At 73.7% G+C, this 21,672-nt stretch carries 18 protein-coding genes and 2 pseudogenes; 12 read left to right on the top strand and 8 right to left on the bottom strand.

Annotated features, from left to right (window positions below; genetic code table 11):
* Positions 1 to 422 precede the first annotated feature (422 nt).
* Positions 423 to 602: pseudogene (locus tag SACTE_RS35160) on the bottom strand (LysR family transcriptional regulator substrate-binding protein); the annotation flags it as partial.
* A gap of 9 nt (positions 603 to 611) precedes the next feature.
* Here SACTE_RS35160 and SACTE_RS35155 point away from each other — a divergent pair.
* A pseudogene (locus SACTE_RS35155) lies at positions 612 to 740 on the top strand (oxidoreductase); the annotation flags it as partial.
* Positions 741 to 749: 9 nt separating this feature from the next.
* Here the strand turns inward: SACTE_RS35155 and SACTE_RS22555 are convergent.
* From SACTE_RS22555 to SACTE_RS22535, 5 genes are all read right to left on the bottom strand, one after another.
* Entirely contained in the window at positions 750 to 1,361 is a 612-nt protein-coding gene (locus SACTE_RS22555) for a TetR/AcrR family transcriptional regulator (RefSeq protein WP_014048328.1), read from the bottom strand.
* A gap of 159 nt (positions 1,362 to 1,520) precedes the next feature.
* Positions 1,521 to 2,480 carry a D-2-hydroxyacid dehydrogenase family protein gene (locus SACTE_RS22550; RefSeq protein WP_014048327.1) on the bottom strand — a complete coding sequence of 320 codons (960 nt, stop codon included), beginning with the start codon at positions 2,478 to 2,480 and terminating at the stop codon, positions 1,521 to 1,523.
* 55 nt (positions 2,481 to 2,535) lie between these two features.
* A complete protein-coding gene (locus SACTE_RS22545) occupies positions 2,536 to 3,651 on the bottom strand; it encodes a nuclease-related domain-containing protein (protein ID WP_014048326.1) in 1,116 nt (371 codons plus the stop codon).
* A 177-nt stretch (positions 3,652 to 3,828) separates the two neighbouring features.
* Entirely contained in the window at positions 3,829 to 5,109 is a 1,281-nt protein-coding gene (gene glyA, locus SACTE_RS22540) for a serine hydroxymethyltransferase (protein WP_014048325.1), read from the bottom strand.
* Between the two features lie 280 nt (positions 5,110 to 5,389).
* Complete coding sequence (locus tag SACTE_RS22535) at positions 5,390 to 6,601, bottom strand: Ku protein (RefSeq protein ID WP_014048324.1); 1,212 nt, start codon at positions 6,599 to 6,601, stop codon at positions 5,390 to 5,392.
* A gap of 59 nt (positions 6,602 to 6,660) precedes the next feature.
* Between SACTE_RS22535 and ligD the strand changes: the two genes are divergently transcribed.
* From ligD to SACTE_RS22505, 6 genes are all read left to right on the top strand, one after another.
* The gene (gene ligD / locus SACTE_RS22530; protein WP_014048323.1) at positions 6,661 to 7,554 is read left to right on the top strand and encodes a non-homologous end-joining DNA ligase; all 894 of its coding nucleotides are present in this window, start codon (positions 6,661 to 6,663) and stop codon (positions 7,552 to 7,554) included.
* 191 nt (positions 7,555 to 7,745) lie between these two features.
* Positions 7,746 to 9,860, top strand: a complete 2,115-nt coding sequence (locus SACTE_RS22525; protein ID WP_014048322.1) for a PBS lyase — start codon at positions 7,746 to 7,748, stop codon at positions 9,858 to 9,860.
* Entirely contained in the window at positions 9,857 to 10,174 is a 318-nt protein-coding gene (locus SACTE_RS22520) for a zinc-ribbon domain-containing protein (protein ID WP_014048321.1), read from the top strand. The genes SACTE_RS22525 and SACTE_RS22520 overlap by 4 nt, the downstream gene beginning before the upstream one ends.
* Positions 10,175 to 10,233: 59 nt before the next feature.
* Complete coding sequence (locus SACTE_RS22515; protein WP_014048320.1) at positions 10,234 to 11,646, top strand: FtsW/RodA/SpoVE family cell cycle protein; 1,413 nt, start codon at positions 10,234 to 10,236, stop codon at positions 11,644 to 11,646.
* On the top strand, positions 11,643 to 13,106 hold the full coding sequence (locus SACTE_RS22510) for a penicillin-binding transpeptidase domain-containing protein (RefSeq protein WP_014048319.1): 1,464 nt from the start codon (positions 11,643 to 11,645) through the stop codon (positions 13,104 to 13,106). Before SACTE_RS22515 ends, SACTE_RS22510 begins: the two co-directional genes overlap by 4 nt.
* Before the next feature lie 12 nt (positions 13,107 to 13,118).
* Complete coding sequence (locus SACTE_RS22505) at positions 13,119 to 14,192, top strand: amidase (protein WP_014048318.1); 1,074 nt, start codon at positions 13,119 to 13,121, stop codon at positions 14,190 to 14,192.
* Here SACTE_RS22505 and SACTE_RS22500 read toward each other — a convergent pair.
* Complete coding sequence (locus tag SACTE_RS22500; protein ID WP_014048317.1) at positions 14,185 to 15,003, bottom strand: hypothetical protein; 819 nt, start codon at positions 15,001 to 15,003, stop codon at positions 14,185 to 14,187. The two genes, SACTE_RS22505 and SACTE_RS22500, sit on opposite strands and share 8 nt — an antisense overlap.
* 203 nt (positions 15,004 to 15,206) lie before the next feature.
* Between SACTE_RS22500 and SACTE_RS22495 the strand changes: the two genes are divergently transcribed.
* The gene (locus SACTE_RS22495; protein ID WP_014048316.1) at positions 15,207 to 15,521 is read left to right on the top strand and encodes a hypothetical protein; all 315 of its coding nucleotides are present in this window, start codon (positions 15,207 to 15,209) and stop codon (positions 15,519 to 15,521) included.
* A gap of 31 nt (positions 15,522 to 15,552) precedes the next feature.
* On the opposite strand, the gene SACTE_RS22490 is transcribed toward SACTE_RS22495, so the two are convergent.
* The gene (locus SACTE_RS22490; protein ID WP_014048315.1) at positions 15,553 to 16,665 is read right to left on the bottom strand and encodes a ferritin-like domain-containing protein; all 1,113 of its coding nucleotides are present in this window, start codon (positions 16,663 to 16,665) and stop codon (positions 15,553 to 15,555) included.
* A 177-nt stretch (positions 16,666 to 16,842) separates the two neighbouring features.
* Between SACTE_RS22490 and SACTE_RS22485 the strand changes: the two genes are divergently transcribed.
* The 4 genes from SACTE_RS22485 to SACTE_RS22470 all read left to right on the top strand — a co-directional run bounded on the left by SACTE_RS22485 (position 16,843) and on the right by SACTE_RS22470 (position 21,610).
* Positions 16,843 to 17,778: a diiron oxygenase gene (locus SACTE_RS22485; protein WP_014048314.1), complete on the top strand. Its 936-nt coding sequence runs from the start codon at positions 16,843 to 16,845 to the stop codon at positions 17,776 to 17,778.
* A gap of 41 nt (positions 17,779 to 17,819) precedes the next feature.
* Complete coding sequence (locus SACTE_RS22480) at positions 17,820 to 18,581, top strand: TetR/AcrR family transcriptional regulator (protein ID WP_014048313.1); 762 nt, start codon at positions 17,820 to 17,822, stop codon at positions 18,579 to 18,581.
* 123 nt (positions 18,582 to 18,704) lie between these two features.
* The gene (locus SACTE_RS22475; protein ID WP_019992358.1) at positions 18,705 to 18,980 is read left to right on the top strand and encodes a hypothetical protein; all 276 of its coding nucleotides are present in this window, start codon (positions 18,705 to 18,707) and stop codon (positions 18,978 to 18,980) included.
* Positions 18,981 to 19,060: 80 nt separating this feature from the next.
* A complete protein-coding gene (locus tag SACTE_RS22470) occupies positions 19,061 to 21,610 on the top strand; it encodes a PQQ-binding-like beta-propeller repeat protein (protein ID WP_014048311.1) in 2,550 nt (849 codons plus the stop codon).
* Positions 21,611 to 21,672 lie beyond the last annotated feature (62 nt).

Here is a 21,672-nt window from a genome sequence, read left to right as displayed (position 1 = left end):
GCCGCAGGCGGGTGACGCCCCGCTCCGGCGACCTGACCGGGGCGCCGGGACCCGGCCCGCGCCGAAGAGCTGGGCCGCCGGGCCCGGACGTGGCGGAGCCCGGGAGTCGTATCCAGCTCCCGGGCCCCTGGGGTTGCCGAAGCTGGAGCGGGAGTCTGAGTGTGCTCACGGTGGGCCTCTGCCCTGTCGGGCCACCCCGGCAGGTGGTGTCGGGGAAGGACTCGAACCTTCACCTTCGACCGTGTCGTCAGGCTGAACGTCAGTTTCAGCTTGCGCTCGTCACGCGGTCCGGGCCTCGTTCCGGCCGCGTCAGGTCACGCAACCCCCGCGTCACGCGTGGGGCGATCGGGGATCGTACTGCGTCCGGTGTCAGCCGAGCAGGTAGCCGAACACCGCTTCGCCGACCCGCTGGTCGGTGGCCTCGGCACCGTTGGCACGCTGACGACGTCGGCCGGCGACAGGGAGCCGTGTGCGGCGAGGGGGTGCCCGGCGGGCAGGACGGCGATCTGCCCCTCGGTCATCAGTTCCTCGCTGTCGAACCCGGTGAGGGAGTTGAACGGCGCGTGCATGAGTGCCACGTCGGCCCGGCCGTCGCGCAGCATCTCCCTCGGCTGCTGCGGCGGTCGCCGAACATCCCGCTCATCCCCGGCACCTCGTCGGTGGCGCACCTGCGCGAGAACATCGCCGGCGCTGGGCTCCCGCTCCCCGACGAGGCGCTCGCCGAACTGGACAGGATCGGACTCCGAGCCCTAAAGCCCGTCCCCACCCGAACGAGACGCCTGGCCGCCCGGGGCGATCCCGTCGATGAGCAGGTCCAGCCGCGCGCTCTCGCCGAGCGCCGGGACCCTGCCGGTCGCCGAGAGAGCGGAGATCCCGTGCAGAGCGGCCCACAGCAGTTCGGCACGGGCCTCGCGCCCCTCGATCCCCTCGGGCAGCGCCTCCACGAACACGTCGAAGGCGGCACGCAGCGCCGGCGGAGTCTCCTCAGCGGCGAACGCGAGCTGCGTGGGCATCACGAACATCGCCTGGTAGAGCGCCGGGTGTTCGACGGCGAAGCGCAGATACGCCCGGCACACGGCGCGCAGGCCCAGCCGCGGCTCGTCCCCTCGGGCGGCGGCCCGCTCGCGGCCCAGCAGCTCGGCCAGTTCGGTGAAGCCCTGCTCGGCGACGGCCGCGACGATGGCGTCCTTGCCCTTGAAGTGGCTGTAGAGCACCGGCTGGCTGTACTCCACGCGCTCGGCGAGGCGGCGGGTGGTGACCGCCTCCCAGCCCTCGGCCTCGGCCAGCTCCCGTGCCACGGAAAGGATCAGGCGGTGGCGCTGGGCGCGCTCCCGCTCGCGGCGGTTCCCGGTGATGGACATGCCCGGATTCTAGCATTGCTAGACATCGGGCCAGCGCTATATTCGGCATCGACCGGTACGCCGAGCGGCACCCGGCATCGAGCGGCACGCGGCGAACCTGGCGTCGAGCGGCACGCCACAAGGGGCCGGGCCCGCCCGTGCCGGTCGCCCGCCCCCCCGTCAGCCGAGGAGCCGTACGGGCGCCCCGTCGAGGTACGCCCGGATGTCCTGCACGGCGTGCGTGTAGTACGTCGCGTAGTTGGCCCGCGTCACATAGCCCAGGTGCGGGGTGGCCAGCAGGCGCGGCGCCGTGCGCATCGGGTGGCCGGCCGGCAGGGGTTCCACGTCGAACACGTCGACGCCCGCTCCGGCGATGGCCCCCCTGGCGAGTGCGTCGAGCAGCGCGTCCTGGTCCACGATCGCCGCCCGCGAGGTGTTGACGAGGTAGGCCGTGGGGCGCATCAGCGCCAGCTCCGCCGCCCCGACCAGACCCCGGGTGCGCTCACCCAGCACCAGGTGCACGGAGACGAAGTCGCTGCTCTCCAGCAGTTCCTCCTTGGACGCGGCGAGGCCCACCCCCACCTCGTCGGCCCGCTCCTGGGTGAGGTTCCGGCTCCACGCCACCACGTCCATACCGAAGGCCAGGCCCACGGCGGCGACCCGGCCGCCGATCTTGCCCAGGCCGAGGAGTCCGAGCCGGCGGCCGTGCAGATCGGCCCCCACGGTGGACTGCCAGGGCCCTCCCTCACGCAGGGCACCGGACTCGGCGACGATGCCGCGCGCCAGGCCCAGCAGCAGCGCCCAGGTGAGCTCGACGGGCGGCGTGACCGTACTGGCGGTGCCGCAGACGGTCACCCCGTGGAGCGCGGCGGCCGCGTGGTCGATGACGGAGTTGCGCATGCCGGAGGCGACGAGCAGCCGCAACCGGGGGAGCCGCTCGATCAGCCGGGCGGGGAACGGCACACGTTCCCGCAGGGTGACCACGATGTCGAACTCCGCCAAGGCGGCAGCGAGTTCGTCCTCGGTGGCGAAGTGCTGGGCGAAGCAGACGACCTCGACCTCGTCGGTGACCGGTGACCAGTCGGCGGCGGTGGACGCGACGGACTGGTAGTCGTCGAGCACGGCACAGCGCAGCTTCATCGTGTCTTCTCCCTCGGCGGCGGCACCCGGAATCTACCCGGTGCCGCCGCCCGGATCAGGCACCCGCCCAGGCCTCCCGGTGCCGCGCCACGTCGTAGACCCGCTCCACCTGGGTGGGGGTGAGCACACCGTTCAGCGGGGCCAGCGCCGACACCTGACGCTCCCTCAGGATGCGTACGTCCGGCGGGGTGGTGACCACGTCCAGCGACGAGACACCGGTGAAGACCAGGACGGTCCCGACCGGCACGGGGAAGGTGCAGTACGCCTCCAGCACCCGCTGGGCCCGCCCGGCCCCGAAGCGGTCGTCCAGGGCGTACGGCTCGGGATCACCGTCGCCGATCCGCAGGGTGCCGTCGCCGATCCGTACCGACGCCTGGGGATGGTGCTCCGCGTGTACGGCGAAGACCCCGCCCGGGCCGATCAGCAGGTGCCCGATCTCGGTGCCGTCCGGCAGTGGTACGGAGTGCAGGACCCGCCAGCCGTGCCGCATCAGCCGCCGCAGCTCGGCCCCCACCCGGCGCTCACCGGCCAGTGCGGTACGGCGGGGGTCCGCCTCCTTCTGCCTCCGCAGCGCCCCGGTGGCGACACGCACGAGGGTGCCGGCCCCGGACTCGCCCAGCTGCTCGCGGAGCATGGCACCGGGGCGGCGCGCGGCGAGATCGTCGGCTGGGCCGAGCGCGGGCAGCTCCGGCGGCCCGGTACGCCCGGTGGCCTGCTCCTCGGGGCGCGGCTGCGCCTGCTTCACCGGGGACGTCTGCCGCCGGGCCCCCTGCTCCCGCTCCGGCCGGGGCTCCGATGTCTGCTCCTGGCGGGGCGGCCGCGCCTGTTCCGGGACGCGCGGGCCCGGTGCCGGAGGCGCGGCGGCCTCCGCCTCCGGTACGCGCGCCACCGCACCCTCCCCCTTGCGCATCCGTGTCCGCCGCAGCGGTGGGATCCGGGGGACCGGCGGGGGCGCGAACGCCGGCCTCGGGGGCTCCGCCTCGCCGAGGGCCGGCATGTCCGGGACCTGGCGGGCGAGCGCGTCCGTGACGGCGTCGCGGTAGCGCGGGTGCAGGACGGTGATCGTGCCGCTGCCCAGGTCCGCCCAGCCGATCGCGGTGCCGTCGGGCAGGTTCACATAGAGCCGGTCATGCCCGAAAAGCTGCCATGACGTGACCTTCAGATCGTGCATCGTGCCCCCTCGTGTTCGCCGTTCCGCCTCTCCGACTCCCCCGCTCCCCCGGTTGCTCTCCACCCTGTACGGCAGTTCGACCGCCGGACAGGGCGCAGAGCGGGCGCGCGGAGTCGATGACCCGGCGTTCCGGAGCGGCCTTGACCCCGCGCACACCGCACTGCCCCGGCGGCCCGGTCAGACCAGGGGGAGGCCCGGTGCCGGACAGGCGTCCATCATCGCCTTCACCTCCGCCCTGACCTCGGAAATCCTGGTTTCGTCACCTGTACGAGCGGCATCCACCACACGATCGATCCACTGTGCGACGGCGCCCATCTGCGAGGCGGGTACGCCCCGGGACGTCAGGGCGGGGGTCCCGATACGGATGCCGGACGGGTCGAACGGCTTGCGGGGGTCGTACGGGACGCTGTTGTGGTTGACGACGATCCCCGCCCGGTCCAGGGCCTTGGCCGCCACCTTCCCCGGTACGTCCTTCCCGGTGAGGTCGATCAGCAGCAGGTGGTTGTCCGTGCCTCCGGAGACCAGGTCGAAGCCGCGCGCGGCCAGCTCCTCCCCCAGGGCGCGGGCGTTGGCGACGACCTGGTGGGCGTACGCGCCGAACTCCGGTGCGGCGGCCTCCTTCAGGGCGACCGCGATGGCGGCCGTGGTCTGGTTGTGGGGGCCGCCCTGGAGGCCGGGGAAGACCGCGCGGTCGATGGCCTTGGCGTGCTCCGCCCTGGACAGCAGCATCGCGCCGCGCGGCCCGCGCAGGGTCTTGTGGGTGGTGGTGGACACCACGTCCGCGTACGGGGCCGGCGACGGATGGGCGCCACCGGCGATCAGTCCGGCGATGTGGGCCACGTCGGCGACCAGGACCGCCCCGACCTCGCGGGCGATCTCCGCGAACCCGGCGAAGTCGACGACCCGGGGCACCGCGGTGCCGCCGCAGAAGATCACCTTGGGCCGTTCGGCGCGTGCCAGGTCGCGCACCTCGTCCAGGTCGACGCGGCCGGTGTCGCGTCGCACCCCGTACCGAACGCCCCGGAACCAGGTGCCGGTCGCCGAGACCCCCCAGCCGTGCGTGAGGTGACCCCCCATCGGCAGCGACATCCCCAGGACGGTGTCCCCCGGCTCCAGGAACGCCAGGTAGACGGCCAGGTTGGCCGGGGAGCCGGAGTACGGCTGCACATTGGCGTGGTCCATCCGGAACAGCGCGCGGGCCCGCTCGGCGGCGAGCGTCTCCACCTGGTCGATGACCTGCTGGCCCTCGTAGTAGCGGCGCCCGGGGTAGCCCTCGGAGTACTTGTTCTGGAGTACGGTGCCGGACGCCTCCAGGACGGCGGCGGACACGTAGTTCTCGCTGGGGATCAGACGCAGGGTGTCGGCCTGGAGCCGCTCCTCCGCGTCCACCAGCGCCGCGAGTTCCGGATCAGCTGCGGACAGGGCGGGACGGCGGTCTTCGGTCGTTCGTACGGCCACGGGGGTCCTCCCGGGTCGGTCGCGCGGAGGCGACGTGGACCCGGACTGCCCAGGCGGACGGCCTTCCGGCGACGACGCCCCGGGGCGGTGCCCGGGGAGTGCCGCTCCCTCGTGGTCGGTTCCACGGAGCGCCCTGCCGGGCGCGCGCCAGTCGCGGCACCGAGAACTCTACTGCTCCGGACCCCGTTTCGGCATGGCACCACGCACCGTTCCGGGACGGCCGGCCGGACTCGTCGGACGCTCGGTGGCCCCAGGCGGGGCCGGGTCGGACGGGACCGGGTCAGGCGGAGGTGCGTTTGCGGGTCTGCCGGGAGGACGAGCCGGACGTGTCGCCGCGCCCGCCCGAGGCCGTCTTCTTCCCGGCGGCTCGCTTCCCGGCGGGCGCCTTCTTCGCGGGGGACTTCCGGGACGCCGCCTTCTTCGATGCCGACTTCTCCGGCGCCTTCTTCTCCGGTGCCGTTTCCTTCGACGCCGTTTCCTTCGACGCGGTCTTCTTCGCAGCGGTCTTCTTCGCAGCGGGCTTCTTCGCGGCGGGCTTCTTCGCGGCGGGCTTCTCGCCCGCCGCCGTCTCCTTCCCCTGGGCCGCCCTTTTCCCGTCCGTCCCCCGCGACGCCTCCGCCGCCTTCTTCCTCGTGCCGCCGCCGCGCTTCGCCGATGCCTTGCCGGAGGAGATGGGGTGGACCTCGGCCACCTCACCGTCGTCCTCCTGGCCGCCGTGGGACTCCTTCGCCGCGCGCACGCTGTTCTCCAGGGCCGCCATGAGGTCGATCACCTTGCCCTCGCCCGGCTCCTCCTCGCCCTCCGGTTCCACGGGCTCCCCCGCGGCCTTCGCCGCGACGAGCTCCTCGACCGCCTCCCGGTAGTCGTCGTGCAGGGTGTCGAGGTCGGCCTCGCCCAGGGTGTTCATCAGGGCGTCCGCCAAGTCCAGTTCGGCGTCCCGCACCTTGACGTTCGAGTCGGGTGCGACGCCTTCTGGGGCGCGGATCTCGTCCGGCCACAGGAGGCCGTGCAGAGCGATCACGTCGTCGATCACCCGGAGCATGCCGAGCCGTTCCCGGCCGCGCAGGGCGTACTTGGCGACGGCCACCTTCTCGCTGCGGCGCAGCGCCTCCCGCAGCAGCGCGTACGGCTTGGCGGCGGGCACCCCGTTGACCGCGAGGTAGTACGCCGAGTCCAACTGGAGCGTGTCGACGGCGGAGGCGGGCACGAAGCCCTCGATCTCGATCGTCTTCGCTGTGGGCAGCGGCAGTGAGGCGAGGTCCTCGTCGGTGATGGGGATGACCGTGCCGTCGGCGTCCTCGTACGCCTTTCCGGTCTCGGCGCTGCTGACCTCCTGCTCGTCGAGCTCGCACACCTTGCGGTACCGGATCCGGCCGCCGTCGGCGAGGTGGATCTGCCGGAAGGAGATCGAGTGGTTCTCCGTGGCGTTCATCAGCTTGACGGGGATGCTGACGAGCCCGAAGGAGATGGCGCCGTTCCAGATGGACCTCACCGTTCACCCCTTGCGCGTGCGACGACCTGTTTGCCACGGTTTCGTGCGATTCTTATCGTATGACGCCGATCACAGAGGTGGAGGGGCGGCGCCTGGCGCTCAGCAATCTCGACAAGGTGCTGTATCCGGCCACCGGCACCACCAAGGGCGAGGTGCTGCACTACTACGCGGCCACCGCGGCCGACGCGATGCTCCCCCACCTGCGCGACCGCCCGCTGTCCTTCCTCCGCTACCCCGACGGGCCCGACGGGCTGCGCTTCTTCACCAAGAACCCGCCGCCCGGTACGCCCGACTGGGTGCGCACCGCGCCGGTGCCCCGCACCGATGACCCGGACGCCCGGCAGGTGCTCGTGCAGGATCTGCCCTCGCTGATGTGGGCGGCCAATCTCGTGGTGGAGTTCCACACCCACCAGTGGCGCCGCGGGACGCCCGCGGTCGCTGACCGGATGGTGTTCGACCTGGACCCCGGAGCACCGGCGAGCGTCGTCGAGTGCTGCGCCGTCGCCCTCTGGCTGCGGGAGCGGCTGGCGGCGGACGGGCTGACCGCGTACGGGAAGACCTCGGGCTCCAAGGGGCTGCATCTGATCGTGCCGCTGGAACCCGCCCCCGCCGAGGACGTCACGGCCTACGCCAAGTCGCTGGCCGTCGAGGCGCAGAAGGCACTGCCGGATCTGGTGGTGCACCGGATGACCCGGGCGCTGCGCCCGGGGAAGGTCTTCGTCGATTTCAGCCAGAACGCCGCGGCGAAGACGACCGCCGCGCCCTACACCCTGCGGGCGAAGGACAGCCCCACGGTGTCCGCACCCGTCACCTGGGAGGAGGTCGAGGCCTGCGCCGACCCCGCCGACCTGGTCTTCCTCGCCGGGGACATGGCCGCACGGCTGGAGCGGTACGGGGATCTGCTCGGCCCGCTCACCGGCCCCGGCCCGGCCCGCCCCCTGCCGGGCGTCTGAGGCCGGCCCCCGGGCGACGCGGCGCGGACAGGAAGGTCACAGCACGTCCACAGGCGGCCCTGCACACGTCAGGAAAGGCCGCAAGTGGAGGGTGGATTGTCAGGCACGTGGTGCACACTCTGCCCAGAGCTGCTTCTTGGACACGGCCCACCGGGTTCGCGGTGCAGAGGACGACACGGGGAGGGAACGGCGTGTTCGCGGGGATCGACGAGGTCGACTGGGCATCGATGGAGCACGCCTACGGGCCGGCCGACGACGTGCCCGCACTCCTGCGGGGCCTGGCCTCGGCCGACCCGGCCGAGCGGGAGAGCGCGCTCGACGGGATGTACGGCGCGGTCCACCACCAGGGCGACGTGTACGCGTGCACGCTCGCCTGCATCCCCTTCCTCTTCGAGCTGGTCGTCGACCCCGGCGTCCAGGACCGGGGCAGCATCGTCGAACTGCTCACGAGCATCGGCGGCATCGACCTCGACGAGGACGACGAGGACGAGATCGACGAGGACGAGATCGAGGGCGCCGCGAACTACGCGATGGCGGCGGCCGCCGTCACGGCCGGTGCCGGGGTGTTCTGCGAGCTGATAGCCGACGAGGACCCGGGCGTGCGGCTCGCCGCCCCGCTGGCCCTCGCCACCCTGCACAGCCGCCCGGCCCAGGTGCTGGCCCTGCTGCGCGAGCGGCTGCCCGTGGAGGCCGCGGAGGAGGTGCGCCTCGCACTGGTGGAGGCGGCGGGACGCGTCGCCCTGCGCCACCGCCCGCTGGCCGGGCAGGCCGCCGACTGGCTGAGCCGCCTCGCCGCGGAGGCGTACGCGCCCGGTCTGCGGCTCGCCGCCCTCGCCCAGCTCGCCCGGTGCGCCCCGGACGCCCTGCCCGGCGACGTCGTCACGATGGTGTCGGGGCTGCTGCGGGAGTTGCGCACCCGCCCCGGGAGGGCGGGGCGTGGCGGGCCCGAGGTGCCCACCGGTGACGCGGCGTCGGAGCGGACGCCCGCCCCGACGCTGGTGGGGCAGTTGCGGGCGCTGTCCGCCGAGGAGACCTCGGGGCGCACCGCGCCCTGGGCCGCCGACCTGCTCCGCACCCTGCACGTGGGCCTGGACGACCGGGTGGCGGAGCGTACGGCGCTCCTCGCCGACCAGCTGCGCAGCCCCGACCCCTGGCAGCGCATCGACGCCGTACGGATGAGCAGCGGGCTGATACGGGCCTGGCGCGGCGCGTACGACGAGCTGGTGCGGCTGGTCGCGGGGCAGCTCACCGACCCGGAGCCGCGTCTGGCGGAGGCGGCCTCGCACGTGCTGGAGGAGCTGTTCTCGCTGGCAGCGCCGGCCGCCGACGCCCTGGCCGCGCGGGTGGCGGCGGAACCCGGTGCCTGGGTGCGGCAGTGGGCGAGCGGCCCGCCCGGCCTCGGCTCGGCGGTCAAGGCGCTGGCCAGGCTGGGGGACGCCCGGGTGCTGCCCGCGCTCGCCACGGCTCTGGCGCAGCCGGAGGTGCCGCACGACGTGGGGTTCGCCATCCGGTATCTGGGCGAGGCGGCCGCTCCCCTCGCGGGGACGCTGCGGCGCCGCCTGGGCGAGGTCGGCCTGGACGAGGGCGCGTACGACCGGGCGGCTCCGCTGCTCGCCGGGCTGACGGCGCTGCGGGCGGGCGGGGCGACGCCGGAGGTCCTGCGGGTGCTGCGGGGGGCGCCGGAATACCGGGGCGAGTGGCTGCGCACGGCGGCGTTGCGGGCGCTCGACGCGTTCGGGCCCGCCGCCCGCGAGGCGGTGCCGGAGCTGCGGGCGCTGATCCGGCGGCCGGGTACGGCGGCGACGGAGGCGGCCGAGGCCCTTTGGTCGGTCGAGGGGGACGCGGGCGCGGTGCTGCCGGTGCTGCTGGAGGGGCTGGGGGCGGAGCGGGTGCACGACTGCCGGGCAGCCGCCGTCGCGCTGGGCCGGCTCGGCGGGGAGGCGGCGGTGGCGGTGCCACGGCTGCGCGCCCTGCTCGCCCACGACGAGCTGTGGCTGCGCGTCGACGCCGCTGTCGCCCTGTGGGAGATCTCCGGGCGGACCGGTGAGAGCGTCCCGGTCCTCCTCGCGGCCTGGGAGCAGAACCGCCACGTCAGGGTCCGGGTCGCCCAGTGCCTGGTGCGGATGGGCCTGCCCGGCGCGGGACCGGACGCGGCCCAGGTGCTGCGGGCCGAACTGCTGTCGGTGCGCCGCCACAACGCGATGGACGGCGGCTACGGCAGTCACGACACTTATGAGGACGAGAAGCTCCTGGCGCTCTGCCGGCGGGCTCTCGGGGTCGATACGGGGAAAGGGACCACATCATGATCATTTTCGGTACGCGAGGCTATCTCCAGCAGCTGGCCGTCCTCACGATGGTGTGCGGCTGGTGCGGCAATCCCGCCGCCCACACACTGCGCAAGCGGGTCACGAAGTTCACGCTGTTCTTCGTGCCGCTCTTCCCCTTCTCCACGAAGTACGCGACGCAGTGCACGTTCTGCGCCGGGGAGCGGCAGATACCCAAGGAGGAGGCCGAGCGGCTGCTCGTCCAGGCGCAGGCGGGCCAGGACGGCAATCCGTACGGCACCGCCCCGCAGCAGCCCGGGTACGCGCCGGGCGGCGGCAACCCCTACCAGGGCTGAGGGGTGGCGCGGGGCTGACATAAGGGAAATACGACCCGCCTCTTGCTACGTTGCGGGGCATGACCGCATCGACGGCGGACGCGCGCCCGCCCGAGCTACGCCTGCCCAAGCGGCGCGGGGTCGAGCTCTCGCTCCTGATCGGGGCCGTGCTCATCTCCGTCTACGGCTACGCGGCCGTCGGCCTCGCCAGGAACAACGCGGTCCCCCCGGACGTCGCCGGGTACGGCGCCGGTCTCGGCCTCCTCGCCCTGCTCGCCCATCTCGCGGTCCGGCTGCGCGCGCCGTACGCCGATCCGTTGCTGCTGCCCATCGCGGTCCTGCTCAACGGCCTGGGCCTGGTGCTGATCTACCGGCTCGACCTGGAGACGCCCCGGGACCAGGCCGCCACGACCCAACTGGTCTGGTCCACCCTGGGGGTGGCGTTCTTCATCGCCGTCGTCGTCCTGCTGCGCGACCACCGGGTGCTCCAGCGCTACGCGTACCTCGCGGTCGCCACGGCGCTGGTGCTGATGACGGTGCCGATCTTCTTCCCGGCGGTGAACGGCGCCAAGATCTGGATCCGGGTCGGCGGATTCTCCTTCCAGCCGGGCGAGTTCGCCAAGATCCTGCTCGCCGTGTTCTTCGCCGCCTACCTCGCGGCGAACCGCAACGCGCTGGCGTACACCGGCCGCCGGATCTGGCGGCTCCAGCTGCCCACCGGCCGGGTGCTGGGCCCGATCGTCGCGATCTGGCTGCTCAGCGTGGGGGTGCTGGTCCTGGAGAGGGACCTCGGCACCTCGCTGCTCTTCTTCGGTCTCTTCGTGATCATGCTGTACGTCGCCACCGGCCGGACGGGCTGGATCGCGGTGGGGCTGCTGCTGGCCGCGGCGGGCGCGTTCGTCGTGGGCTCGTTCGAACCCCATGTGCACAGCAGGGTGCAGGACTGGCTGGACCCGTTCGCCAGCATCGACGCGGGCCGGGGGCCCAGCCAGCTCGCCCAGTCGCTGTTCGCGTTCGCCGCCGGGGGCATGCTCGGCACCGGGCTGGGGCTCGGCCACTCCATCCTCATCGGTTTCGCGGCCAAGTCCGACTTCATCCTGGCGACGGCGGGCGAGGAGCTGGGCCTGACCGGGCTCACCGCGATCTTCCTGCTGTACGCCCTGCTGGTGGCCCGCGGTTACCGGGCGGGGCTCGCACTGCGCGACCCCTTCGGGCGGCTGCTGTCGATCGGGCTGGCCTCCATCCTGGCGCTCCAGGTCTTCGTGATCGCGGGCGGGGTGATGGGGCTGATCCCGCTGACCGGTATGGCCATGCCCTTCCTGGCCCAGGGGGGTTCCTCCGTCGTCACCAACTGGATCATCGTGGCGCTGCTCATCCGGGTCAGCGCCGAGGCCCGCGCGCCGCACCCGGGCCGGACGGAGGCCGGGGCGATCGCGCCGATCGTCGAGGAGGACCCGCCGGACGTCGGGCACCACCAGGGGGCCGGACGGTGATCCGCTACATCCGGCGGGCCGCCGCCTTCTGCCTGCTGCTCCTGGTGGCGCTGCTGGTCAACGCCGCCCGGGTACAGCTCTTCGAGGCCGACGCCTTGGACGACAACCCCGCCAACCGCCGTACGACGATCGAGCGTTACGACCAGCCGCGTGGCGACATCGTGGTCGGCGACGAGCCCGTCACGGGCTCGAAGGACACCGGCGAGCAGCTCGCCCACGAACGCACCTACCGCCACGGCCCGCTGTACGCCCCGGTGACGGGCTACGCCTCCCAGACGTACGGCACCACTCTGCTGGAGAACGCCGAGGACGACGTCCTGTCCGGTACCGCCTCGGTGCTGGCGCCGCTCCCCCTGTGGGGCGATCTCACCCGCAGCCGGCAGCCGGGCGGCGATGTCGTCACCACCGTCGACGCCGCCGTGCAGCGGGCCGGGTACGAGGGGCTGGCGGGCCGGCGCGGCGCGGTCGCCGCGCTGGATCCCGGGACGGGCGCGATCCTGGCGCTGGTCTCCTCCCCGTCGTACGACCCCGAGCGGCTCTCCGGCACGGGCTCCTCGGTCACGGACGCGTGGGCCGAGCTCAACCGGTCGGCGAGCCGGCCGATGCTCAACCGGGCCATCCGGCAGACCTATCCGCCGGGCTCCGCGTTCAAGATCGTCACGGCCGCCGCCGCCCTGGACGCCGGGGTGGTGGAGGATCCGGACGAGGAGACCGACACCCCGTCCCCGTACGTGCTGCCGGGCACCACGACGACGCTCCCGGACGAGGCGCGGGGCTGCGAGAACGCGTCGCTGGCCGAGGCGATCCGGGTCTCCTGCAACACCGTGATGGCCCGTCTCGGGGTGGAGGTGGGCCTGGAGGACATGCTGGAGGCGGTCGGCGGGTTCGGCTTCAACGACGACGACCTGCGGATCCCGTCCCGTGTGGCCCGCTCCAACTTCGACACCGACATGAGCGACGACCAGCTCGCGCAGTCCGCGATCGGCCAGTTCGACACGACCGCGACCCCGCTCCAGATGGCGATGGTCGCGGCGGCGGTCGCGAACGACGGCGAACTCCGGCGCCCGCACCTGGTGGACCGCGTCACCGACCACGACGGCCGTACCGTCCGGCGGGAGGGCTCGGACACCTACCGCCGGGCGACGAAGCGGGAGACGGCCCGTCAGCTGCAGCGGATGATGGTGGACGTGGTGGAGAACGGGACCGGCACGAACGCGGCGATCGACGGGGTGCGGGTCGGCGGCAAGACGGGGACCGCGCAGCACGGCGTCGACAACACCGGTACGCCGTACGCCTGGTTCATCTCGTGGGCGCGGGACCCGGACTCCGGGCGTCCCGCGGTCGCCGTGGCCGTGGTCGTGGAGGACGCCTCCGCGAACCGGGCCGACGTCAGCGGGGGCGGCAACGCGGCCCCGATCGCCCGGGCCGTGATGGAGGCGGCGCTGACGAGGTCGCGCTGACAGACTGGGCGCATGACGTCAGGCGTGGCACAGGCGCTGGGCCGGATCGCCGAACGGGACCCGGAACTGGGCGCGTTCACCGAGGTCTGGCCCGACGAGGCCCTGGCCCGCGAGCGGGATGCACGGGAACTGCCGCTGGCCGGGATGCCGTTCGCGGTGAAGGGTCGGGCGGGGGCCCGTTCCTGTCCGGCGCGCCGGCTGATCGCCGCCGGGGCGGTCCCGGTCGGCGCGACCTCCGTGCCCGGGGCGGGCACCCGCTGGCAGACCTGGGGCCTGGGCGCGCACGGCCGCACGGTCAACCCCTGGCGTGCCGACCGGACGCCCGGCGGGTCGTCGGCCGGTTCGGCGGTGGCGGTCGCGGCGGGCATGGTGGAGCTGGCCACGGGCAGCGACGGGGCGGGTTCGGTGCGCATCCCGGCGGCGTGGTGCGGGGTGTTCGGCCTGAAGACGACCACGGGCCTCCTGCCCTCCCCCGACCCTACGGGTCTGGCCTCCCCCGGGGTGCTCGCGTGTTCGGCGGCACGGGCCGAGACGTATCTGCGGCACGTCCTGGACGGCTACGTGCCCCGGCCTGCCCGGCTGCCGGTCCCGGCCGTCCTCAGCCCCGGCCTGGGCTTCGCCTCCGTCGACCCGGAGGTGGCACGCGTGGTGCGGGCCGCCGTGGACCGGCTGGCGGCGGCGGGGGTCGTACGCCTGGTCGAGCACCCCCTCACCCTGCCGGACCCGGCCGAGGCGTGGGCGGCGGTGCGCGGGAACGCGGTGACCCCGGCGACGCGGCGGGTACGGGAGGCCGGCGACCGCGCCCTGGACGCCCTGTTCGCCCGGGTACCGCTGCTGCTCACCCCGGTCACGCCCACCACGCCGCACGGCCACGACGGTCCGGGCGAGGTCTACTCCACGGCGCTCACCTGGTCGTTCAACCTCAGCGGGCATCCGGCGGCGAGCGTGCCGGCCGGGTTCACACCGGACGGCTGCCCGGTCGGCCTCCAGCTGGTGACCGACCGGGGCACGGACGCGGAGCTGCTGGGCGCGGCGCTCGCGGTGGAGCGGGTCCTGCCGCCCTCGCGGCCGCGCCGGTTCAGCTGAGCGGCTCGCGGATCTCGGAGCGGACCTTCGCGGTCTCCTCGGCGACCTTCTCCAGGTCGAGGGAGGCGGCGTCCCGGGAGAGGTCGGCCTGCCGGAGCAGCGCGACCACGGCGGCGGTGTTGCCGTCGCCCCACGCGCACATCGGCATGCTGGTGGTCAGCCCCGCCTCGTGGGACCGCACGACCTGGCACTCCACCGTGATGCCGTACCCCTCCGGTTCGAACTCCCGGGGCGGCACGACGACCTCGGCGCCGTCCGCCGCGGCCGCCCCCTCCATGATCTTGCCCCGCATGAGCCCGGGGCTGGAGAGCCGTCCGTACATGCCGGAGAGCACCAGCATGTCGTCGTCCTCCGAGCGGTACTGGGCGACCACCGCCTTGCCGCCCCGGACGGACGGGTCCGGGGTGTCCTCGATCTTCTTCCCCTCGGTGTCCGACAGGTCCACGTTGAGGGTGAACTCCCCGTCCAGCACCGCCTTCTCGACGACGAGCCGGTGCGTGGCCTCGGGGAAGACGGCGTCGGCGCCCGCGTCGATCAGCTCGTAGGCGCCGAACCCGAGTCCGGCCACGAGGACCAGCGCACCGGCCACGACGCCCACGATCAGCCCCGTCCGGCTCCTGCGCGGCGGCTGCGGAAAGGGCGGCACGCCAGGCTGCCCCCAGAGCCCGGGACCGCCCTGCGGCCGCTGCTGCGGGTAGCCGTACGGTGCGGGCTGCTGCTGCGGGAAGAAGGCGGGGGCCGCCGGGGGTTGCTGCCCGTAGGGCTGGGGCTGCCCGTACGGGTCCGGGGGCGGCTGTGGCGGCGTGGTCATGCTGTGGACGGTACGTCACCGGGGAGCGGGCACGGAGGGCGAACGGACGATCGGTACCAGGTCGAGAGCTGTTCGCACGCCGGGGAGCCCCCGGCGTGCGCGGCTGAGTCGGTGCGCACGGGGAGATGAGTACGGGGGCTCATGGTCCGCGCCGCCGGGCGCGGCAGGCTGGAACCACCGACCGAACCCCAGGGAGACCGACGATGAGCAGGACCCGCCGACTTCACCGCCCGTCCCGCGCCACGGCGGGTCTGACCGCCGCCGCAGCCGTCCTGGCGCTGTTCACCGGGGCCTGCTCGATCGAGGAGGCGGTCTGCGGCGGCGGCGAGTACCCGGTGATGACCGTCAACGGTGGCGGCAGCGCCTGCGTCCCGGACGGCGAGGAGCCCTCGAAGGGCTGGGTGCGTTACCCGGAGGGGAAGGTCCCCCAGCACGTGGGCGACACCTGGGACGTCTACTGGGAGACCCACACCCTGGACGAGAACGGCAGGACGGTCGAGCTCCCGGAAGGTGAGTGACCGTGCCCCGCCCCTGACGGCCCGTCGGCGGTCAGCCGTCCGCCGCCCGGCCCTGGCCGATCGCCTCGGTCACCTCCGCCACCCGCTCCCTCTCCTCGGCGGCGAAGCGGTCCCGGTCCAGCTGTTCGGCGATCTCCTCGTCCTGGGCCATCAGCAGGTCCAGGTTGGAGTCGCCCAGGTCGAAGACGCCCATGTCGACGTAGGCCCTCTGCAACCGCTCCCCCCACAGCCCGATGTCCTTGACGCAGGGGACGATCCGGCTGAACAGCAGCTTGCGGAACAGCTGGAGGTATTCGGAGTGCTCGGAGAGGTCCTTGGCCTCCTGCTTGCCGATGCCGAAGTTCTCCAGAACCTCCACCCCGCTGAGCCGGTCCCGCATCAGATGACAGCCCTCGATGACGAACTCCTCGCGCTCGCGCAGCTCCGCGTCGCCGAGCTGCTTGTAGTAGTCGCGCAGGGCCATCCGTCCGAAGGCGACGTGCCGGGCCTCGTCCTGCATGACGTAGGCGAGGATCTGCTTGGGCAGCGGCCGGGTCGTCGTGTCGCGGATCATGCCGAAGGCGGCGAGCGCCAGGCCCTCGATGAGGACCTGCATGCCGAGGTAGGGCATGTCCCAGCGGGAGTCGCGCAGGGTGTCGCCGAGCAGCCCCTGGAGGTTGTCGTTGATCGGATAGAGCATCCCCACCTTCTCGTGGAGGAAGCGCCCGTAGATCTCGGCGTGCCGCGCCTCGTCCATCGCCTGGGTCGCGGAGTAGAACTTCGCGTCGAGGTCGGGGACGGCCTCCACGATCCGGGCCGCGCAGACCATCGCGCCCTGCTCGCCGTGCAGGAACTGGCTGAACTGCCAGGAGGTGTAGTGCCTGCGCAGCTCACCGCGGTCGCGCGCGGTCATCTTGGCCCAGTGCGGGGTGCCGTGGAGCGTCAGCGCCTCGTCGGGGGTGCCCAGCGGGTCGTCGGGGTCGACCTCCAGGCTCCAGTCGATGCGCTTGTTGCCGTCCCACTGCTTGTCCTTGCCCTTCTGGTAGAGCGCGAGCAGGCGTTCGCGGCCGTCGTCGTAGTCCCAGCTGAAGCGGGCCGCGCCGCTGGCGGGTACCTGCCACGCGGGGCCATCGGGCGGTGTGGTGTAGAGGTCGTGTGTCGACACGGACAGCTCCTTCGCCTGGCGAGGATCGTGACTTCCGTGGTGCTGACGTCCGTTGGCAGGTTCACACGCTGGTAGACACTCGGTCAACAAGTCGCGCACAGGGGATTGACGGGCTTGCTGACAAGCAGTCTCATAAAGCATGACCGCCGGTAACCCATGTGCGAGGGGCCTTCTGCCATGACGACAGTGACCGAACAGGACGTCCAGGCACTGCGCGACGCTCTCGGCCCGCTCAGGGACCGCGAGCAGGTCGCGGTGCGCCTGCTGGAGGCCTCGGCCAAGCACTCCTTCGACCCGGACACCGAGCTCGACTGGGACGCGGGCGTCGAGGACGGCAAGTGGTTCTGGCCGCCCGAGCTGGTCTCCCTCTACGACACCCCGCTCTGGCGGAGGATGTCCGAGGAGCAGCGGATGGACCTGGCCCGCCACGAGGCCGCGTCGCTGGCCTCGCTGGGTATCTGGTTCGAGATCATCCTGATGCAGCTGCTCGTCCGGCACATCTACGACAAGCCCGTGACCAGCAACCACGTCCGCTACGCGCTCACCGAGATAGCGGACGAGTGCCGGCACTCGATGATGTTCGGCCGCATGATCCAGTGGGGCGGCGCCCCCACCTACCCGGTGCCGCGCGCCTACCACAACGCGGCGCGCATCCTCAAGACCGTCTCCACCACGCCCGGTTCGTTCGCCGCGACCCTCCTGGGCGAGGAGATCCTCGACTGGATGCAGCGCCTCACGTTCCCCGACGAGCGTGTCCAGACCCTGGTCCGCGGGGTGACGCGCATCCATGTCGTCGAGGAGGCCCGCCATGTGCGCTACGCCCGCGAGGAGTTGCGCCGCCAGATGGTGACGGCGCCCGCTTGGGAGCGTCGGATGACCCGGCTGAGCTGCGGCGAGGCGGCCCGCATCTTCTCCGTCTGCTTCATCAACCCGCAGGTGTACGAGAACGTCGGCCTGGACCGCCGACAGGCCGTCGCCCAGGTGAAGGCGAGCGGCCACCGGACCGAGGTGATGCAGACGGGAGCCAAGCGGCTCACCGACTTCTTCGACGACATCGGTGTGCTGAACGGCGTGGGACGCAGGCTGTGGAAGAGCTCGGGCCTGCTGGCCTGAGGGCTCTCCGGGCGCCAGGGGGAACGCTTAGTCTTCGGGGTATGACCTCCGTCCCCGCCGCACCTGTGACCCGTGCCTACCGAAGGCTCGGTGTCGAGGAGCGCCGGGCGCAGCTCCTCGGAGCCGCGCTCACGCTCTTCGCCCACCGGGCGCCGGACGACGTCTCGATCGACGAGGTGGCCGTGGCGGCGGGTGTCTCCCGGCCACTGGTCTACCGCTACTTCCCCGGTGGGAGGCAGCAGTTGTACGAAGCGGCGCTCGGCTCGGCCGCGGAGCAGCTCACCCTCTGCTTCGCCGAGCCGGCGGTCGGGCCGCCCACCGAGCGGGTGAGCCGTGTCCTGGACCGCTACCTCGGCTTCGTCGATCAGCACGACGCCGGGTTCAGCGCGCTGCTGCGCGGCGGCAGCGTCGCCGAGACCTCGCGTACGTCGGCGATCGTGGACGGGGTGCGCCGGGCCGCGGCGGAGCAGATCCTGCTGCACCTCGGGCGCGGCACGGGTCCGGGGCAGGAGCCCGCCGGGCCCCGGCTGCGGATGATGGTGCGGACCTGGATCGCGGCGGTCGAGGCGGCCTCGCTGATCTGGCTGGACGAGGAGAAGCAGCCGGCGGCCGCCGATCTGCGGGGCTGGCTGGTGGACCATCTGATCGCCCTGCTGGCGGTGACCGCGGCGTCGGACGGCGAGAGCGCGGCGGTGGTCGCCGCGCTGGTGGACCAGGAGACCGCCGACGGGCCGGCCGGGCGGCTGGCGGCGCTGGTGGTCCCGGCGGCCGGGCGCGCGGCCCATCTGCTGCCGCCGGGCTGAGAGCCTGCGGGCTTCCGACCGCGGCGTGGCCGCCCGAGCGCAGGCCGCCCGACGGGCGCCGAGACCTCCGGCACCGGCGGGCCGCGTGTGCCCGGGCCCCTCGGCCTGGGCCAGACTGGCCCGGTGAAAAGCGAGAACACCCCCTTCACCGGTGGGCCGCTGGACGGCCGGGTCCTGCCCGTGCTGCTCGGCCCGACCGGGCACCCGCCCAAGTGGTACGAGGTCCCCGTGCCCGGCACCGACGGCCGCCCCGCCACCGTGCACACCTACCGGCGCGCGCCGGCGGGCTACTCGAAGCGGCTCGGCCTCCAGCGCGGCTGGGTCTACGAGTACGCCTCGGAGGGCCGCGAGCGCCGGCGCCTCAAGTGGCCCTGGACGAAGCCGGAACGCGGCGTCTGAGCGGCGGACCCGCCGGGGCGGGACGCACCCCCTAAGATCGACGGTCAGGTGCCGAGGCACGGTCACAAGGGGGGTGCGCCATGGAGGCGCTGCGTCAGGACGATCCACGCCGCTTCGGCCCGTACACGGCCCTGGTCCGCTTCCGTGAGACCGCGAGCGCGGTGCTGTACCTGGCCCACGACGCGGACGGCGACGGCCGCGTCGTGGTCACCGCCGCCCGGCCGAAGCTCGCCGCGGTGCCCGCGTTCCGCCGCCGCTTCCAGGCCGAGATCCGTCTCGCGGAGCGGCTGTCCGGCGGCTGGGTGCAGCCGCCGCTCGCCGGGCCGAAGGACGACGGCCTGTGGACGGCGGCGGCGTACGTACCCGCGCTGACGCTCGCCGAGGCGATCGCGCTCGCGGGCCCGCTGCCGGAACGGGCCGTGCGGATACTGGGCGCGGGGCTCGCCGAGACGCTCTCCCGGGTGCACGCCACCGGTTCCGTGCTCCAGGGCCTCGCACCGGGGACGGTGCTGCTGGCCGAGGACGGGCCCAGGCTGACGGCGTTCGGGCCGCTCGGCGGTGCGGCCTCCGCCGAGGCCAGGGCGGGTGGCCAGCTCTCCGTGCGGCTGGGCTATCTCACCCCCGAACAGATCGAGGGCAGGGAGGCGGGCACCCCGTCGGACCTCTTCGTGCTGGGACTGCTGCTGGCGTACGCGGCGAGTGGGACGACCCCGTTCGCGGACGGTCCGGTGGACGGGGCGGCCGAGCGGATCGCCCACGCCCCGGCCGAACTGGACGGTGTGCCGGACGCGTTGCGCGAGCTGATCGCCGGCTGCCTGGCCAAGGACCCCGCCGACCGGCCCGGCGCGGGAGCGGTCGCGGCCAAGCTGGCGCTGGAGGGCGCGGCGGGCATGGCCCGGGGCGGCTGGCTCCCCGACCCGGTCGCCGCGGCCGTCACGGACCAGGCCGCGCGGGTCCGCGCCCTGGCGGCGCCCTCGGACGCCAGGACGGGCGCGGGTACGTCTCCCGCCGCTCCGGCCGATGCGGAACCCACCGACGCGCCTCCGGTGCACGCGGCCCCGCTCGGCTCCGGAGAGGCCGCCGACGGCGCCGAGGAGGACACGGGCACCACCCGGTTCCCGCGGACCGGGCCGCGCGCCCCGCAGGGCGACCGGGCGACGACCCAGCTGTCCGTCCCCCGCGAACTCCCCGCCCCGGCCGCCCCGCAGGCGCCGCCCGCCCTCCCCGCGCACCAGCCCTACCCGTACGCCGCCCGGCCCCTCCCCCGGGCGGTGCCCGGCTCCGTACCGTCCGCGCCCGGGCCCCCGGCTCCCGCGCCCGGCCGGCGGGCCCTGCTCACCGCCGTCGCCGCCGGGGCGGCCGGGCTGGTCGTCGGCGGGGGTGGCGTGCTGGCCGTCGGATCCGACGGCACCGCGGCCGCCACCGACGACAAGCCCGTGGCGAAACCGCGCCCGACGGTCCCCGGCAGGGCCCCCGAACCCCGGTGGACGTACTCCCATCCGGCCGGCGAACCCGCCCCGCTCACCGCCGGGATCTGGCAGGACGAGCTGCTGGTGCTGACCAGCTCCGCCGGGGCCACCGGAGTCGACCTGCGGACCGGGCGCGCACGCTGGACGTGCGAGGAGGCCGCGGGCGCCCAGACCGTACGGGCCGCCGGTGACACGCTCTGCCTCCTGGCCGGCCCGACCGAGCTCCTCTGGTTGTCGCCCCGGGACGGGCGGGTGGAGCACCGCGTCCGGTACGCGGACCAGTTCACCGGCGTACCCGGTCTCGAGGTGGGTCCGGTGGTCGGCGCGGACGGGGCGGTGCTGTGGTTCACCGGTTCCCACACCGTCACCGTGAAGGCGCCGAAACCGAAGAAGGGCAAGAAACCCGGCAAGGACACCCAGGTCGCCAAGGCCTACCTCTTCGCGTACGACGTCGTGCGGCGCAAGGAGGTCTGGCGCGCCGCGGTCCCCGCGGGCCGGGACACGGGCACCCCCGCCTACCGGCTGACGGCCGTCCGGACGACGGACGTCGTCGTCGTCCAGGACCCGGCGACGCTCACCCCGGCCGACGTCGCGGCGGGCAAGGGCAAGGCCACCTTCCGGTGCTTCGACCGCACCACCGGGAAGCAGCTGTGGACCCGGCAGTTCGGTTCCGTCGCCCCGGCCGCCGCGTCGGCCGGCGACGAGGAGGGGCGGCTGTACGCCGCCGTCGGCGACGGCCTCCAGGCCTTCGAGACGGACACCGGGAAGCCGGTGTGGACGCTCTCCGGCACCAAGTCGTCCGTGTTCGGCACCCCCGTCCGCGCCGGGAAGCTCCTGCACACCACCAGTCGCGACCAGGAGGTCGGCGCGGTCGACGCGGCCACCGGACGGACGGCCTGGCGGCGGTCCACGGAGGTCCCGCTCGGCGGCGACGCCCCCGCCCTCACGCTCAGCGGCGGCGGGAAGACCCTGCTCGCGGCGGACGCCACCCAGGTGACGGCGTTCGCCGTGGCGGACGGGCGCAGGTTGTGGAAGTTCCAGGACATCGGCGTGCAGGATCCGCGGGGAGACACGGTCAGCGCGGCCTACCGGGTGCTGGCGGCGGGGAAGAACGCCGTCGTCCAGCGCGAGCGAGCCTTCTACGCCTTCCCGGTGGCCTGAGACGCCTGACGGTGGCCACGTCCGCCCGGTCGGAGGCCGCCCGACCGGCTCCACGGCCAGGC

Source organism: Streptomyces sp. SirexAA-E (assembly GCF_000177195.2).
Lineage (GTDB): Bacteria > Actinomycetota > Actinomycetes > Streptomycetales > Streptomycetaceae > Streptomyces > Streptomyces flavovirens.
The sequence above is the reverse complement of the archived record's forward strand: the minus strand, read 5'-3'. Positions and strand labels throughout refer to the sequence as shown.